Below are 14,107 nucleotides of genomic sequence, written 5' to 3'. Positions count from 1 at the left end.
GCAGGAGTGCGGAAAGGCCGACGGTCCATCATCGCCGATGAGGGCTGGTGGCCCGCGGGATGACGGATCGATGTTGGACAGGGTTTTCAGACGCTCCGCGCATCTCTCGGCGACGCCCGCCGACGTGCCCGTCATCGACACGACCCAGCCCGAACGCAAGCCCGCGCGCGGCATCGCGCTGGCGCTGGGCGGCGGAGCGGCCCGCGGCTGGGCGCATATCGGCGTGATCCGCGCGCTGGACGAAGCCAAGATCCCCATCTCGATGATCGCCGGCACCTCGATCGGGGCGCTCGTCGGCGGCTGCTACCTCGCCGGCCGGCTCGACGAACTGGAAGCCTTCGCGCTGTCGCTGACGCGCCGCGGCATGATGCGCTTTCTCGATCTTCGCCTCGGCGGCGCCGGGCTGATCGGCGGCGCACGGCTCAACCGCCGGCTGGTCTCGACGCTTCAGGACGTGCGGATCGAGGATCTCGGGCGGCCGCTCGTCTGCGTGGCGACGGAAGCACGCAGCGGCCACGAGGTCTGGCTGGATTCCGGCTCGCTCGTGTTGGCGATGCGCGCCTCCTACGCCCTGCCCGGCGTGTTCCAGCCGGTGGAATGCTCGGGGCGCCGCCTCTTCGACGGCGCGCTCGTCAATCCCGTGCCCGTTTCGGTGTGCCGGGCCTTCGAGGAGCCGCTCGTGGTGGCGGTCAACCTGCACTACGATCTCTTCGGCCGCGCGGCCGTGCTGCGAATGACCGCGAGCGGCACCTCGCCGGCGCAGACGGCGCGCGCCAACCATTCCGATCCGCTGATCGGCTCGGAGAACCTCGCCGAGAGCTGGCGCGACAAGGTGGGCATCGCGCGCTCCATGGTGGACGCGTTCAACATCATCCAGGACCGCATCTCCCGCTCGCGCCTGGCAGGCGACCCACCGGATTATTCGGTGCATCCGCGCGTGCGCGACATCGGCCTGTCCGAGTTCTTCCGCGCGCGCGAGTGCATCGCCTTCGGCTACGAGGAGACGATGCGGGGCATGCCGGAGATCGAGCGGCTCTGCCAGTCGCTCGGTGCGCGCTGACGAGCCGCACGCCGCGCGCTCGAGTTCTCAGCCGGCCGTGATGTAGCTGCGCATGTCCTGAGCCTCGCGCTCGGCATCCTCGATGCGGCGCTTCACGACGTCGCCGATCGAGACGATGCCGACGAGCCGCCCCCGCTCCACCACCGGCAGATGGCGGAAGCGATTGCGCGTCATGATCTCCATCGCCTCGTCCACCGTCGTCTCCTCGCCCGCGGTCTTCACTTGGCGCGTCATGATGGAGCCCACGTCGGACGCCAACGCATCCGCACCCCTCTCGGCGATCAGGCGCACGACGTCGCGCTCGGAGAGAATGCCGAGCAGCGAACCGTCCTCGCCGACGGAGACGAGAGCGCCGATCCGACGTTCCGCCAGCTCTCGAACGGCCGTCGCCACACTCTCGGAGGACGCGATCACGGCGACGTCCCGCCCCTTGGCTTCCAGTATCAGTCGAACGGTCATCGCAACCTCCCTTGCTGGTCGAAAGAGCATGGTGCTGCCCCGCGGCCTCGCTGGCAATGGGCGAGCGTGCTGCGACGGCGCGCCGCACCGATACGATCAGGAGGAGAGACGTCGCGGCGCGAGCGCGAGCGTCTCCGGGCTGCGCGGATCGAAGACCGCGAAGGCGAGAAACCCGAAGAGAAAACCGCCGAGATGCGCCTCCCAGGCGATCGCTCCGCCCTCACCGAAGAGAAGCGCGGCACCGGAGCCGAGCGCGACGTTGGTGACGAAGAAGATGGCGATGAAGAACAGCGTGGTCCGGTCGCGCAGGCTGTCGCGAATCGAGAGCAGCGGCGCCTTCGCGACGTCCGCCATGCCCCCGCGCCCGGTGGCGCCGAGCGCGAAGCGCGCCGCGCCGCCCATCAGCGCGGAGACGACGCCGGAAGCGCCGATCATCGGCTGAATGAGGTCGCGGTTGAAGAGGTAGAAGAGGCCGGCCCCGGCGACCGCGCCGATCGCCGCGAAGAGAAGCAGCCGCCCCGTTCCCAGACGCCGCGCCACCGGCGTGCCGAAGGCGAGCAGCCACACGGCGTTGGTGCCGAAATGCGTCCAGTCGCCATGCAGAAAGGCATGCGAGATCGGCGACACCCACGGCGCCCAGCCCTCCCGCAGACCGCAGATATCTCCCGTCGTACCGTAGCAGCCCGGCACGAAGGCGAAATTCACCAGCACCCAGGCCTCGTCGAAACTGGACAAAAGGCTGGTGCGCACCCAGTGAACGAGAGCGAAGCTTGCGATGAGGACGAGGATCACCGCCGGCACGTTGATCGCGGGCCGGCGAACGGGAGGTTCGTCCACGAAGGGTGGTTCGGGCAGATGCGACACGGGCGGGCTCTCCTGTTCGGCGCCAACGTATGGTCGCTCCCTTCGAATGCAACGCACGAACCGCGGAACGTCCTTGCAATCGCCTTTACGGACCGATGGTCGCGGAAGGGCCCGTTAACCCTCAACGGCTAGTGTCGTGGTGAACGAACCCATACCGACGACGGCGCATCATGCTCAACTCCCTGCCCCAGACGCCGCTCGTCGTCGAAGACCGGCGTCGCTTCAAACGCGTCACCGTCGATCTGCTGGGCCGTTTCATGCTGCCGAACCAGAGCGAATTTCCCTGCCGCATCGGCGACATGTCGCCCGGCGATTGCGCGGTGACGACCCCGATCCTGCCCGGCTCGGGCGAGCGCGTCATCCTCTATGCCGATCATGTCGGCCGGCTCGAGGGCACGGTGGTGCGCTCCTATTCCGGCGGCTTCGCGATGGTGCTGCAATCGACCGAGCGCAAGCGCGAGAAGCTGGCGGCGCAGCTCACCTGGCTGGCCAACCGGCACGAGCTCTCGCTGCCGGAAGATCGCCGCCACGAGCGCATCCAGCCGCGCAACCCGGTCATCGAGATGGTGCTCGACGACGGCCGCCGCTACAACGTGCGGATCATGGACCTGTCGCTGTCGGGCGCTGCCGTCGCCTGCGCCGTGCGACCCGCGATCGGATCGCGCCTCGTGCTCGGCACCATGGTGGGCCGCGTCGTGCGCCAGCTCGAAGACGGCGTGGCCATCGAGTTCGCGACGCTGCAGACGCGCGAGACCCTCGACATCGGCCTCGGCTGAGCCGCTCGGCCTTCCAACAACCGAATCTCCTGTGGATAACGGGGATATTTTTTGAAGGCGCGCGGTGCGAACCGCGCGCCTTCTTAGCGTTTCGATCACGGTTCCTTCAGCTTCGTGGACGAGCCGTGAACGGGCGCTTCGCTGCCTCCGCGGCCCGGCGGTTAACGCGCCCGGCGACGCAGGTTAACGCCCGCGTTGCCCGCCCCCGCCGGCACACCGCCCTGCCTCTCCCGCCCGTTGACGAAGATGACCGGCGGCTCGCTATGGTGACCGACGTCTTACGCAAGGTCGATATTCATTTACCGAAAATCTTCTGCCTTTCGCAAGTACGACAGGTAAACGAGAGGCGCTCTATTTGCCGACAAACGCGTTATCGCGTTTCCAAAGCCAGTAAAACCCACGTGCCATGGTTCCCTCAACACGACGGGAGCCAAGACTTTGCCGGCAGTACTTCGATCGATCCTGACCCTGGCGGTCCTTCTCACGGGGCTCGTCGCGTCGTCCGCCAGCGAGGCCGGCATGCTGCTGGGCACGGCCACGTCGCAGCCGGTGGGCCATTATGACTTCTGCAAGCGCAATCGCGCCGAGTGCGGCGCCAATGCCGCCGTCGGCCCGGTTGCGATGACCGACCGGCTCTGGGCCATGATCATCGAGATCAACGCGGCGGTGAACGCCGGCATCACGCCGAAGACGGACGACGAGATCTACGGCGTTCCCGAATATTGGGCCTACCCGACCACCGTCGGCGACTGCGAGGACTTCGCTCTCCTCAAGCAGTTCATGCTGGAACGCGAGGGCCTGCCGCGTTCGGCGCTGCTTCTCACCGTGGTGCGCCAGCCCAACGGCGACGGCCACGCCGTGCTGACGGTCTCCACCGACCGCGGCGACATCATCCTCGACAATCTCGACCGGCGGGCCCTCGACTGGAGCCAGACGCCCTACCGCTATCTCAAACGCCAGTCGCAGCAGGACTCGGCAAAATGGGTCTCGATCGACGACGACCGCGACATGCTGGTCGGCAGCGTTCGCTGAAAACGAAAAGGGCCGGCGAAACGCCGGCCCTTTTCGTCGATGGAGGTTCGAGGATGCTACTCGAGATCGATGTCGAGGATCGTCATCGTGAAGTGGTAGGAGAGTTCGCCCTCCTCGGTGTCCTTGGCGATGAGGCCGGCGAAGTCCTCACCGATATAGACCTCGGCCGTGTCGTTGCGGCGGGGAAGCGGCTTCACCTTGAGGGCGGTGCCCGTGAAGGTCTTCTTCAAAAAGGCTTCGAGCTTGCGGATTTCGTCGGGCTTCACGGCGTCATACTCCTTGGGCGTCCTCGTGGGGCTCAGTAGCGCACTCGATCGCAAAGGCATACCGACCGAAGCGTACGAATCGGTGGACGCCTGATCCCGTCATTCGGTTCGCGAGAAATCGTGGTTCATGGCACGCGCCGGTTCGGCGCAGCCGGAGGTGCCGATGATCTTCGCGGGAATGCCGGCCACCGTGGAGTTGGGCGGCACCTCCTTCAGCACCACCGAACCCGAGGCGACCTTCGAGCAGTCGCCGACCCGGATGTTGCCGAGGATCTTGGCGCCCGCCCCGATCAGCACGCCGTTGCCGATCTTGGGATGCCGGTCGCCGAACTCCTTGCCGGTGCCGCCGAGCGTCACGTTCTGCAGAATCGAGACATTGTTGCCGATCACCGCGGTGAACCCGACGACGAGCCCGGTGGCATGGTCGAGGAAGATGCCGCGGCCCATGCGCGAGGCCGGATGGATGTCGGTCTGGAAGGCCGCCGACGAGCGCGACTGCAGGTAGAGCGCGAAGTCGCGCCGCCCACCGTGCCAAAGCCAGTGCGCCAGCCGATGCGTCTGGATCGCGTGGAAGCCCTTGAAGTAGAGCAGCGGCTCGAGCATCCGCTCGCAGGCCGGATCGCGGTCGAACACGGCCTGCAGGTCGGTGCGCAGAATGCCGCCCCACTCGCTCGACGCGGTCGCCATCTCGTCGAAGGCCTGCTCGATGTGGCAGGCCGGCAGGTCGGCATGGTCGAGGCGCTGCGAGATGCGGTGCGCCACCGCCGCCTCCAGCGACTTCTGGTTCAGGACGCTCGAATAGAGGAGCGCCGAGAGCACCGGCTCGTTGTCGCTCGCGGCACGCGCCTCGTCCTGGATGCGAAGCCAGATCGGGTCGAGGGCCGCGAGGCGGTCGGGATGGGTCAGACCCAAGGCAGTCATCGTCGTCTTGCCCTCTCGCACGGCCGCGGGACGTCTCATCGCCACTAGATAGGTTCGCCCGCAGGGCTCGCCAGCGAGATCCCTATCCGATTGCGGCCTGGATGAAAATGACGCGCCGTCAGCGCGCGATCATCGCGCGATGGCGATCGAGAAACTCGACGACGCGGCTCTTGAAGGTGCGGTCGCCGACCGCCAGCATGTGGTCGCGGTTGGCGACGTCGAAGGCTTCCGCGTTCGGCAGCAGGTCTGCCAGCCCAGCGGCCGAACCCGCGATGTCGTCGCGCGTGCCGACGCCGACGAGCACGGGCTGGCGCAGCGTCGCGATCTCGGCCCGCGTCGGCTCCTTGCGCGAGGTCTCGATGCAGGCGGCGAGCGCCGTGCGGTCGCTGCGCGTGCGATCGGCGAAGGCGCGGAACATGCGCCCGCGCTCGTCGCTCACGTCGTCGAGAGAGGGCGCGCGCAGCGCCGCGGCGATTGGATCCCAGTCGCCGACGCCGTCCACCAGCCCCAGGCCCAGGCCACCGAAGACGAGCAGCGGAAACCGCTCGCGGTAGGCTAGCCCCGCGAAGGCCGAAACGCGCGCGCCCATCGAATAGCCGAACAGCGCCGCACACGGCAGGCCGAGGTGATCGGCCAGCGCCGCCACGTCGGAAGCCATCGCCTCCGGCGTGTAGGCCGCGGGATCGTGCGGCTTGTCGCTCTCGCCATGGCCCCGATGGTCGAACGCCGCGACGCGGTAGCCGGCCGCCGTCAGCGCCGCCACCCAGCCGGGATCGACCCAGTTGACCCGCAGGCTCGAGGCGAAGCCGTGCACGAGCACCACGGCCGGCCCCTCGCGCGCGCCCTCGTCGATGTAGGAGAGGCGGAAACCGCCATTGTGAAAGTCCGCCATGGTGCGCCCGCTCAAGCCTTCGATGGGTCTGGTTATCGCGAAGGCGGGGCCGGAAACCACCCTGTTCTTTTCACGGGGGCGTCGCTATGGTCCGCACCATTCGCGCGCGATAGGACTTCGGAGATCTGCATGGCCGGCCACGGAACGCCCCACTTTCAGAACGATGCCGGGCACGACGTCATCCAGATCGGCGCGCACGCCTTCATGTGCGTCGGCGCCAACCCGCCCTACGATCATCCGCATGTCTATCTCGACATGGGCGACGAGGGCGAGAAGGTCTGCCCCTACTGCTCGACGCTCTACAAGCTGAACACCGCGCTTCCCGCGCACGAGACGATCCCCGCCGGCTGCGCCTATCACGATCGGGCCGCCTGAGCCGCCACGGTGGCGGACGCGCTGCGCCCGCGCGCGCTCATTGCCGGTGCCGGCATCGCGGGCCTTGCCGCCGCACTTGCGCTGGACAAGGTGGGCTACCGGGTCGCCGTCTTCGAGCGGGCACGCGAACTCGAGGAAGTCGGCGCCGGGCTCCAGCTTTCGCCCAACGCGATCCGCGCGCTCGAAGCCCTTGGCCTCGCAGCCGAGTTGCAGAGCGTCGGCGTCGCCGCCCGCGACGTCACGCTGAGATCCGGCCGGACCGGGGCGGTGCTCGCCCGCATTCCCGTGGAAGCCTCCGACGGCACCGGCTACCGATCCCTGCACCGCGCGGCGCTGCAGGCAATGTTGCTGCGCGCAGTCCGATCGCGGGAGACGATCGACCTGCGTCTCGGCGCCGGGCTTGTCGATCTCACGGAGACGGAACGCGGGGTGGATCTCCGCTTCGACGGCGGCGAACCGGAAACGGCGTCGCTCTTCGTCGCGGCCGATGGCGTGCATTCGCGTGCCGCCTCTCGCCTCGGGCTAAAGCCACCACGGCACACCGGCGCGACCGCTCTGCGCTATCTGGTTCGCCGGCCTGTGGAACCAACGTCGCCCGGCATCGAGGCCTGGCTCGGTCCGCGGCGCCATGCCGTATCCTACCCGCTCGGCGACGGAGAGAGCTGCAATCTCGTGTTGATCCAGCCGGAGGCACAGCCTGATGCCAAAGGCTTTCAGAACTGGAACGCCGAGTTGCGCGCGGGGATCGACGCCGGCACGGCACTCGGAACGTGGCCCATCCTGACGGTGGATGCGCGCGAGCGCATGATGCCGAGGCGTCACGTGGTGTTCGTCGGCGACGCCGCGCACGCGATGGCGCCCTATGCGGCACAGGGCGCGGCGATGGCGCTGGAGGACGCGGTCGTGCTGGCGGCCTGCGTGTCGTCGGGCGTCCCACTTCCTGCCTCCCTGTCGCGCTTTGCCGACCTGCGACGCCCGCGCATCGCCCGGGTGATGCGGCGCGTCGCCTTCCATCGCCTCGTCTACCACCTGCCCACGCCGCTCTCCCTCGCGCGCGATCTCGCTCTGGCGCAGCGCTCACCAACCTCGCTACGCGCCGATCTCGCCTGGCTCTACGATTGGATGCCCCCTCGTCTCGCACCTTTGCGCGACTGAAGGCAGGACGCGACATTGCCGCCCGTCATTCCCTTCCGGCGCCCCACGCCTAGGTTCACATCAAGCCCGTGGCCGCTCTCGCGAGTGGACCGGCGCTGGGAGAGATCGCCGAGCGAACGCCGCCCACCGCCGACCCCGGATCTGTAAGGGACAGATTGAAAGGTCGACCGATGCTGAACCTGAAGACGACGGGACGCTTCCTGTCCGTCACCGCCCTCGCGGCGTCCACCGCCCTGAGCGGGCCTATCGCAGCCCTGGCGCAGACCTCCGACCAGCCGCCGCCGCAGATCCAGGACGCGCCGCCGGAGATCCCTGCCGCGGAGCCGCCGCCGCCATCCGAACCGTCCGCCCCCGAGCCCGACCGCGCGCCGGCGCCGGAGACTGCCGAGCCTCCGGCTCGCGAAGCTCCCGCCCCGCCGGAGCCCGCACCGGCCCCGGCCGATGATCCCGCCCCCGAACCGAGCCGTGCGCCCGCACCGCCCGAGCCGGCTGGCGATCCCGCGCCAGCCGAGCGCCCCGCCCCCGTGCAGTCCGCACCGGATACCGGCCCGCCGCCGCGCTCGGCGCCGCAGGGTGACCCTGCGCAGCTTCCCGTGGACGATGGAACGCAGAACGACATTCCGGCCGGCAATGCGGATGCGCCGGCTGCCCCCATCGATGCGCCGACCCCGCCGGCGCCAGCCGCCGGCAGCGCGGCGGATTCAACTCCGACGCCGCCGGCGCCCGCTGAAGCGGTGACGGACGCGCCGCCCGCACCCGCGCGCCGAGCCCCGGCGGCCGCGCCGGACGCAACGCCGCCCGCCGCGGCAGAGCCAGGAACCGCCGCGCCGTCCTCGGCGGCACCCGTTCCGCCGAGTGCGCCGACGCCAGGCGCCGAGCCGGCAACGCCGAGCCGCGATCCCGCGGCCGCCGCCACACCGACGGCGCCGCCGACTGCGCCGGTGGATCCCGCCGCACCGCCGGCGCCGGGCGGCGCTGCGCCGGTCGTGCCGGGGACGCCCCCGGCTCCTCCGACGCCGGCTCCCGATTTGGCGCCCGCAGCCCCCGATGCGGCTCCCGGCGCGGCTGCGCCCGTAGCGCCGGCGCCCGGCACGAACGGCGCAGCGGCTCCCGCCCCCGCGGCCCCGGCGCAGGCGCTAGCGCCTCAGCCAGCCGAGCAGCCCCGTCCCGTCGCGGCCGACATCCAGTCGGCGCCGGTGCCGGAGGGGCAGGTCGGTGCCAGCGACGCACGCGTGCAGCAACTGGCGCAGCCTGTCGTGATCCAGCCGATCACGGCGACGCAGGGCGAGCGGCTTCAAGCAGCTCCCGTGGCGACCCTGCCGCCCAATGTCCAGGTGGTGGAGCGCGTCGGCAACCGGCAGATCCTGCAGCTTGGCGCAGCCGCGGTCGCGGGCGCCGCGGCCGGGGATCTGGCGGCCTATTTCATCCGGTCCGACGACAATGATCGCCTGACGCGCGGCTCCAGCGACGTCCGCTACGAGCAGCTCCCCCGCGGGCTGACGCGTGAAACCATTCGCCGCCCCAACGGCGTCGAGGTGGTGACGATCGAAAACGAATATGGCGACGTCATCCAGCGCTCGCGCATCTCACCGGATGGCCGGGAGGACGTGCTCTTCTACGATCCCTATGCCGAGGACACGCAGCGCCCGGATTATTACACCGACGCCGGGGCCGACCTGCCGCCGCTGGAACTGACCATTCCGCGCGACCGCTACATCGTCGACGTCGCCGAGCCCGACGAGGAACTCTACTACGATACGATCGTCGCGCCGCCGGTGGAGACGGTGGAGCGCATCTATTCGCTCGACGAGGTGCGCCGTTCGCCTCGCATCCGCGAAAAGGTGCGTCGCATCGATCTCAACACGATCACCTTCGGCTTCGGTTCGGCGGAGATCGATCAGGCGCAGGTCAAGAACCTGCAGGCGCTCGCCGATGCGGTGAAGCGCGTGGTCGATCAGAACCCGTCGGAGGTTTTCCTGCTGGAAGGCCATACCGACGCGGTCGGCAGCAACGTCGCCAATCTCGCGCTGTCGGATCGGCGCGCCGAATCGGTCGCCTCCGCTCTGAGCGAATATTTCGAGATTCCCGCCGAGAACCTGGTGACGCAGGGCTATGGCGAGGAAGACCTGAAGGTGGATACGCAGGGCGAAAACCGGGAAAATCGGCGCGTGACGCTTCGGCGAATCACGTCGCTTGTGAAGCCTGTGGTGACCTCGCAAGCGAAGTGAGGCTCATTGACTAAGGGGGGCCGGCGATCCGTTCGCCGGCCCTCGTCTCACGAATTGACGAGAAGGCTCGAACCTTTTCTCGTGCGCCGTGCGAGAGCGCCTTGCGGCAGCATCTCGGTGGCGACGGCAGGGCGTTCATTCAGCGATCGATGTGGGTGCCTGCCCTGCCGAGGTCTGGAACGGCGTCCGTGCGGCGTGATGTTCGATCTTGACACCTTCGACGCGCATACGCCGAGCTTAGCTGCGATCATCTGCCCCATGAATTCGGGTCAATTTGACGATCTGCGCCGATCGCTGCCGTCGAAGGCCGATGCGCCACAACTCGCCACTCAAGCGCCCCGGTCGATCGTCTCGTCGCTCGGCCCTTCCGCTCGCTCCGCGGACATGAAGTTGGCGAGCGGCGCCAGCGCCTGGATGTGGGAGGCGAAGACCTTGACGCCGACCATCAGCGGCACCGCCAGGAACATGCCGACGACGCCCCAGATCCAGCCCCAGAAGGCCACCGACAGGAACACGGCAGCGGCATTCATCTTCAGGCGGCGCCCCACGAGCACCGGCGTGATGAGCTGGCCCTCGATCGAGGTGATGCCGAGATAGAGCACCATCGGCAGGATGGCTCCCGACAGCTCCCCGCTCGAACTCAGTCCGACGACGCCGACCAGCGCGATGCCGGCGATGGCGCCAAGATAGGGAATGTAATTGAGAACGAAGGCCAGCACGCCGAAGACTGCGGCCATCGGCAGTCCCGCCACCCACATCGCGGAACCGATGGCGAGCCCGAGCCCGAGATTGATCGTGGTGATCGTCAGAAGGTAGCGCGAGAGCTCGCGCTCGATCTCGTGTGCGATGGCCAGCGCCGTGCGCTTGTTCGAAAAGGTCGGCATCGCCTCGATGAGCTTCTGGTAGAACAGGTTTCCCGACGACAGCAGGAAGAACAGGAAGATCAGCGAGAAGCCGACGCTGGCGACGATCTGTGGCACCGCCGACGCGACATTGGTCAGGAAGCCGGGTCCGTTGAGGACGACCGGTTCGCCGTCGTCTCCAGCCGGGGCCGCCGGACGCTGCGACTCGACGGCCTCCCGCGCCTCGCTCCGCGCCGTCTCGAACCGCAGGACGCGCTCGCGGAGCGTTTCCAGTTCCGCGTTCACGGAATCCAGATAGGACGGCACGTTCGAGACGATCTGCGTGAGCGGTCCGCTCGTCAGGTAGAAGCCGCCGACGAGGACCAGCAACGTGCCGAACGTCAGGACTGCCGCGGTGATCGGCTCCCACACCCGCAAGCGCCTGCGGGCGAAGCGCACGACGGGACTGAGCACCAGCATGAACAGCAGCGAGAGCACGACCGGCAGCACGAAGCTCTTCGATAGGTAGAGCGCCCCGAACAGAAGGATCAGAAAGATGCCGATGACCGCCCAACGAGGCGTGACGACTCGTGGGGCGGAATCCAAGCCCCGCGGTGAGCCTTCCATCCGCTCACCGACATCGCCTCGATCGTTCTGCATCCGCCACCACCCACCACGCACTTCTAAGCGAACGTGACGATTGGATCTGCGTTCCGCGAATGTGGTGGAGGCGAACGGCATTCGGCGGCCGGTGGGGGGCACGCCGACCAAGCACCGGCCGATACGCCCTGACGAACGACGGCGAGAAGCAACCGACGCCACCCGCCATTCACGTTTGGGATCAATGAAGGATCTGCGAGAGGAACAGCCGGGTGCGCGCGTGCTGCGGGTTTTCGAAGAAGGCCTTCGGCTCGTTCTCCTCGACGATCTGTCCGGCATCCATGAAGATGACGCGGTCGGCGACCTGACGTGCGAAGCCCATCTCGTGGGTAACGCAGATCATCGTCATCCCCTCCTCCGCCAGCCCGACCATGACGTCGAGCACCTCCTTGATCATTTCGGGATCGAGGGCGGAGGTCGGTTCGTCGAAGAGCATGACCTTCGGGTTCATGCAGAGCGAGCGCGCGATGGCGACTCGCTGCTGCTGACCGCCCGAAAGCTGACCCGGATATTTGTTGGCCTGCTCGGGAATGCGCACCCGCTTGAGGAAATGCATCGCGATTTCCTCGGCCTTCTTCTTGGGCATCTTGCGAACCCAGATCGGCGCGAGCGTGCAGTTCTCGAGGATAGTGAGGTGCGGGAACAGGTTGAAGTGCTGGAACACCATGCCGACCTCGCGGCGCACGATGTCGATCTTCTTGAGATCGTTGGTCAGTTCGACGCCATCGACGACGATCGACCCCTTCTGGTGCTCCTCCAGCCGGTTGATGCAGCGGATCATCGTCGACTTTCCGGAGCCGGACGGGCCGCAGACGACGATTCGCTCCCCCTTCGACACCCGAAGGTTGATGTCGCGCAGCACGTGGAACTCGCCATACCACTTGTTGACGTTGACGAGTTCGATCGCCACCGGGCCGAGACTAGCCGCGCGACCGGTCGAGGTCGGGACGGAAGCCGGAGAAACGCTATCGATCGACATGGAGTTCGGTGCCCCGATCAGAGGAGGGAAGAGGTCCGCGCCGCCGGGGCGCAGGACGAGAAGGCGAAGAAAGCCGCCAAGGCGATGGCCGGGCTCAATGGCGGTGCCCCTTCTTCAGGCGACGCTCCATGAAGACGGAATAGCGCGACATGCCGAAGCAGAAGACCCAGAAGCAGAAGGCCGCGAAGACGAGACCCGTGGCGGGCGTCACCGGGGTGATCCATTCGGGATCGCTGAAGCCGCGGCGAACGGCGCCGAGGAGATCGGCGAGCCCGATGATCGAGACGAGGCTGGTGTCCTTGAACAGGCCGATGAACGTGTTGACGATGCCCGGGATCACCAGCGTCAGCGCCTGCGGCAGGATGATCATGCGCATCTTCTGCCAGTAGGTCAGCGCCATGGCGTCGGCGCCCTCGTACTGTCCCTTCGGAATGGCCTGCAGGCCGCCGCGAATGACCTCGGCCATGTAGGCGGCCGAGAACAGGGCGACGCCGACGAGGACGCGCAACAACTGGTTGAAGCTCACGCCGCTCGGCAGAAGCAGAGGCAGCATGAAATTGGCCATGAAGAGCACGGTGATGAGCGGCACGCCCCGCCAGAACTCGATGAAGACCACCGACAGGAGGCGAACCGCCGGCATCTTCGACTGGCGACCGAGCGCCAGCAGAATGCCGAGCGGAAACGACGCCGCGATGCCCGTGAGCGCCACGGTAAGCGTGATGAGCAGCCCACCCCAGAGGTTGGTGGGAACGTCCACCAGCCCGAAATTCGAGGTGAGGATGACGACGAAACCCAGCGCGGCGAGCAGCGGCACGAGGAGACCCGTCAGGCCCACCGCCTCGCCCGCGGTGCGTCGGGTCGCGACGATCGCCAGCACGATGGATGCGAGTGCGGCCACAAGAGCGATCGTACTGAGAATGTCGAAGCGCAGGTCGAAGATCATCACGCGGCGACTGGACACATAGGCGGAGGCGACCGCCGCCAGGACGGCGAGAACGCCCGCCCAGACGGCGACCTTCATCAGCGGGTCACGGCCCACCGTGCTGCTGCGGGCCACGCCGAGAAACAATGTGGCAACGGCACCCAGCGCCAGCACGAAGGCCATCGCGGCGCTGGAAAGCTGGAACTGGCCGCCCGTCAGCAGCACCAGCGTTACCAGCGGAAACACGAGAAACAGCAGCACCGCGTTCAGCCGTTTGTAGGGCAGCGACGGAATGGCGAGCGGCACGGTCAGCCCCACGAGGAGCACGAACACGAGTTGCACCCGCCAGCGCTGGTCCAGCGGATAGAGGCCGTAGAGGAACTGCTGGAATTTGGCGCCGACGAAGGCCCAGCAGGCGCCGACCTCGCGCGCCTCCGTCGGCACGCAGACCGACCGGTCGGCGCCGACGAAGACGGCGTTCACGATCCCCCATTGCACGAGGGACCAGACGACGTAGGCGACGACCGTCAGGCAGACGAGGGAGAGAATCGAATCGAACGGCGTGGCGAAGAGGTTGCGGCGCACGCTTCCTGCGAAGCCCGAGGTGTCGACGGGCGGGGGCAGCGGCTGCAACTGGCCGCGTCCGGCATAGGTGGAGACCTGTTCTTCCATCGTG

The 14,107-nt window shown here is 67.8% G+C and carries 14 protein-coding genes; 6 read left to right on the top strand and 8 right to left on the bottom strand.

Annotated features, from left to right (window positions below):
- The first annotated feature begins 70 nt into the window (after nucleotides 1–70).
- Nucleotides 71–1,060 (top strand): patatin-like phospholipase family protein, encoded by a 990-nt coding sequence (locus tag GGR04_RS10640; RefSeq protein WP_183199852.1) that lies wholly within the window; start codon nucleotides 71–73, stop codon nucleotides 1,058–1,060.
- 27 nt (nucleotides 1,061–1,087) lie between these two features.
- On the opposite strand, the gene GGR04_RS10635 is transcribed toward GGR04_RS10640, so the two are convergent.
- Nucleotides 1,088–1,519, bottom strand: coding sequence for a CBS domain-containing protein (locus GGR04_RS10635; RefSeq protein WP_183199851.1), 432 nt, complete (start codon nucleotides 1,517–1,519; stop codon nucleotides 1,088–1,090).
- 96 nt (nucleotides 1,520–1,615) lie between these two features.
- Entirely contained in the window at nucleotides 1,616–2,383 is a 768-nt protein-coding gene (locus GGR04_RS10630; protein WP_183199850.1) for a rhomboid family intramembrane serine protease, read from the bottom strand.
- A gap of 170 nt (nucleotides 2,384–2,553) precedes the next feature.
- On the opposite strand from GGR04_RS10630, the gene GGR04_RS10625 reads away from it, so the two are divergent.
- Nucleotides 2,554–3,159, top strand: a complete 606-nt coding sequence (locus tag GGR04_RS10625; RefSeq protein WP_183199849.1) for a PilZ domain-containing protein — start codon at nucleotides 2,554–2,556, stop codon at nucleotides 3,157–3,159.
- A 438-nt stretch (nucleotides 3,160–3,597) separates the two neighbouring features.
- Nucleotides 3,598–4,191, top strand: coding sequence for a transglutaminase-like cysteine peptidase (locus GGR04_RS10620; protein ID WP_246393097.1), 594 nt, complete (start codon nucleotides 3,598–3,600; stop codon nucleotides 4,189–4,191).
- Nucleotides 4,192–4,247: 56 nt separating this feature from the next.
- Here GGR04_RS10620 and GGR04_RS10615 read toward each other — a convergent pair whose 3' ends face one another.
- From GGR04_RS10615 to GGR04_RS10605, 3 genes are all read right to left on the bottom strand, one after another.
- On the bottom strand, nucleotides 4,248–4,457 hold the full coding sequence (locus GGR04_RS10615) for a DUF3126 family protein (RefSeq protein ID WP_183199848.1): 210 nt from the start codon (nucleotides 4,455–4,457) through the stop codon (nucleotides 4,248–4,250).
- Between the two features lie 99 nt (nucleotides 4,458–4,556).
- The gene (gene cysE / locus GGR04_RS10610) at nucleotides 4,557–5,378 is read right to left on the bottom strand and encodes a serine O-acetyltransferase (protein WP_183199847.1); all 822 of its coding nucleotides are present in this window, start codon (nucleotides 5,376–5,378) and stop codon (nucleotides 4,557–4,559) included.
- 118 nt (nucleotides 5,379–5,496) lie between these two features.
- On the bottom strand, nucleotides 5,497–6,270 hold the full coding sequence (locus tag GGR04_RS10605; protein WP_183199846.1) for an alpha/beta fold hydrolase: 774 nt from the start codon (nucleotides 6,268–6,270) through the stop codon (nucleotides 5,497–5,499).
- A 129-nt stretch (nucleotides 6,271–6,399) separates the two neighbouring features.
- On the opposite strand from GGR04_RS10605, the gene GGR04_RS10600 reads away from it, so the two are divergent.
- The 3 genes from GGR04_RS10600 (at nucleotide 6,400) to GGR04_RS24290 (ending at nucleotide 10,028) form a co-directional block, all read left to right on the top strand.
- Nucleotides 6,400–6,645 carry a zinc-finger domain-containing protein gene (locus GGR04_RS10600; RefSeq protein WP_183199845.1) on the top strand — a complete coding sequence of 82 codons (246 nt, stop codon included), beginning with the start codon at nucleotides 6,400–6,402 and terminating at the stop codon, nucleotides 6,643–6,645.
- 9 nt (nucleotides 6,646–6,654) lie between these two features.
- The gene (locus GGR04_RS10595; RefSeq protein ID WP_183199844.1) at nucleotides 6,655–7,800 is read left to right on the top strand and encodes an FAD-dependent monooxygenase; all 1,146 of its coding nucleotides are present in this window, start codon (nucleotides 6,655–6,657) and stop codon (nucleotides 7,798–7,800) included.
- Nucleotides 7,801–7,970: 170 nt separating this feature from the next.
- Nucleotides 7,971–10,028 (top strand): OmpA family protein, encoded by a 2,058-nt coding sequence (locus GGR04_RS24290; RefSeq protein WP_183199843.1) that lies wholly within the window; start codon nucleotides 7,971–7,973, stop codon nucleotides 10,026–10,028.
- Between the two features lie 329 nt (nucleotides 10,029–10,357).
- Here GGR04_RS24290 and GGR04_RS10585 read toward each other — a convergent pair whose 3' ends face one another.
- The 3 genes from GGR04_RS10585 to GGR04_RS10575 all read right to left on the bottom strand — a co-directional run bounded on the left by GGR04_RS10585 (nucleotide 10,358) and on the right by GGR04_RS10575 (nucleotide 14,103).
- Complete coding sequence (locus GGR04_RS10585) at nucleotides 10,358–11,476, bottom strand: AI-2E family transporter (protein WP_246393096.1); 1,119 nt, start codon at nucleotides 11,474–11,476, stop codon at nucleotides 10,358–10,360.
- 235 nt (nucleotides 11,477–11,711) lie between these two features.
- On the bottom strand, nucleotides 11,712–12,509 hold the full coding sequence (locus tag GGR04_RS10580; RefSeq protein ID WP_183199841.1) for an amino acid ABC transporter ATP-binding protein: 798 nt from the start codon (nucleotides 12,507–12,509) through the stop codon (nucleotides 11,712–11,714).
- 94 nt (nucleotides 12,510–12,603) lie between these two features.
- Nucleotides 12,604–14,103 carry an amino acid ABC transporter permease gene (locus GGR04_RS10575; RefSeq protein ID WP_183199840.1) on the bottom strand — a complete coding sequence of 500 codons (1,500 nt, stop codon included), beginning with the start codon at nucleotides 14,101–14,103 and terminating at the stop codon, nucleotides 12,604–12,606.
- Between the last annotated feature and the right edge of the window lie 4 nt (nucleotides 14,104–14,107).

This window comes from Aureimonas pseudogalii (genome assembly GCF_014196835.1).
Taxonomy (GTDB): domain Bacteria; phylum Pseudomonadota; class Alphaproteobacteria; order Rhizobiales; family Rhizobiaceae; genus Aureimonas; species Aureimonas pseudogalii.
This window is presented reverse-complemented; position numbering and strand designations above follow the sequence as displayed.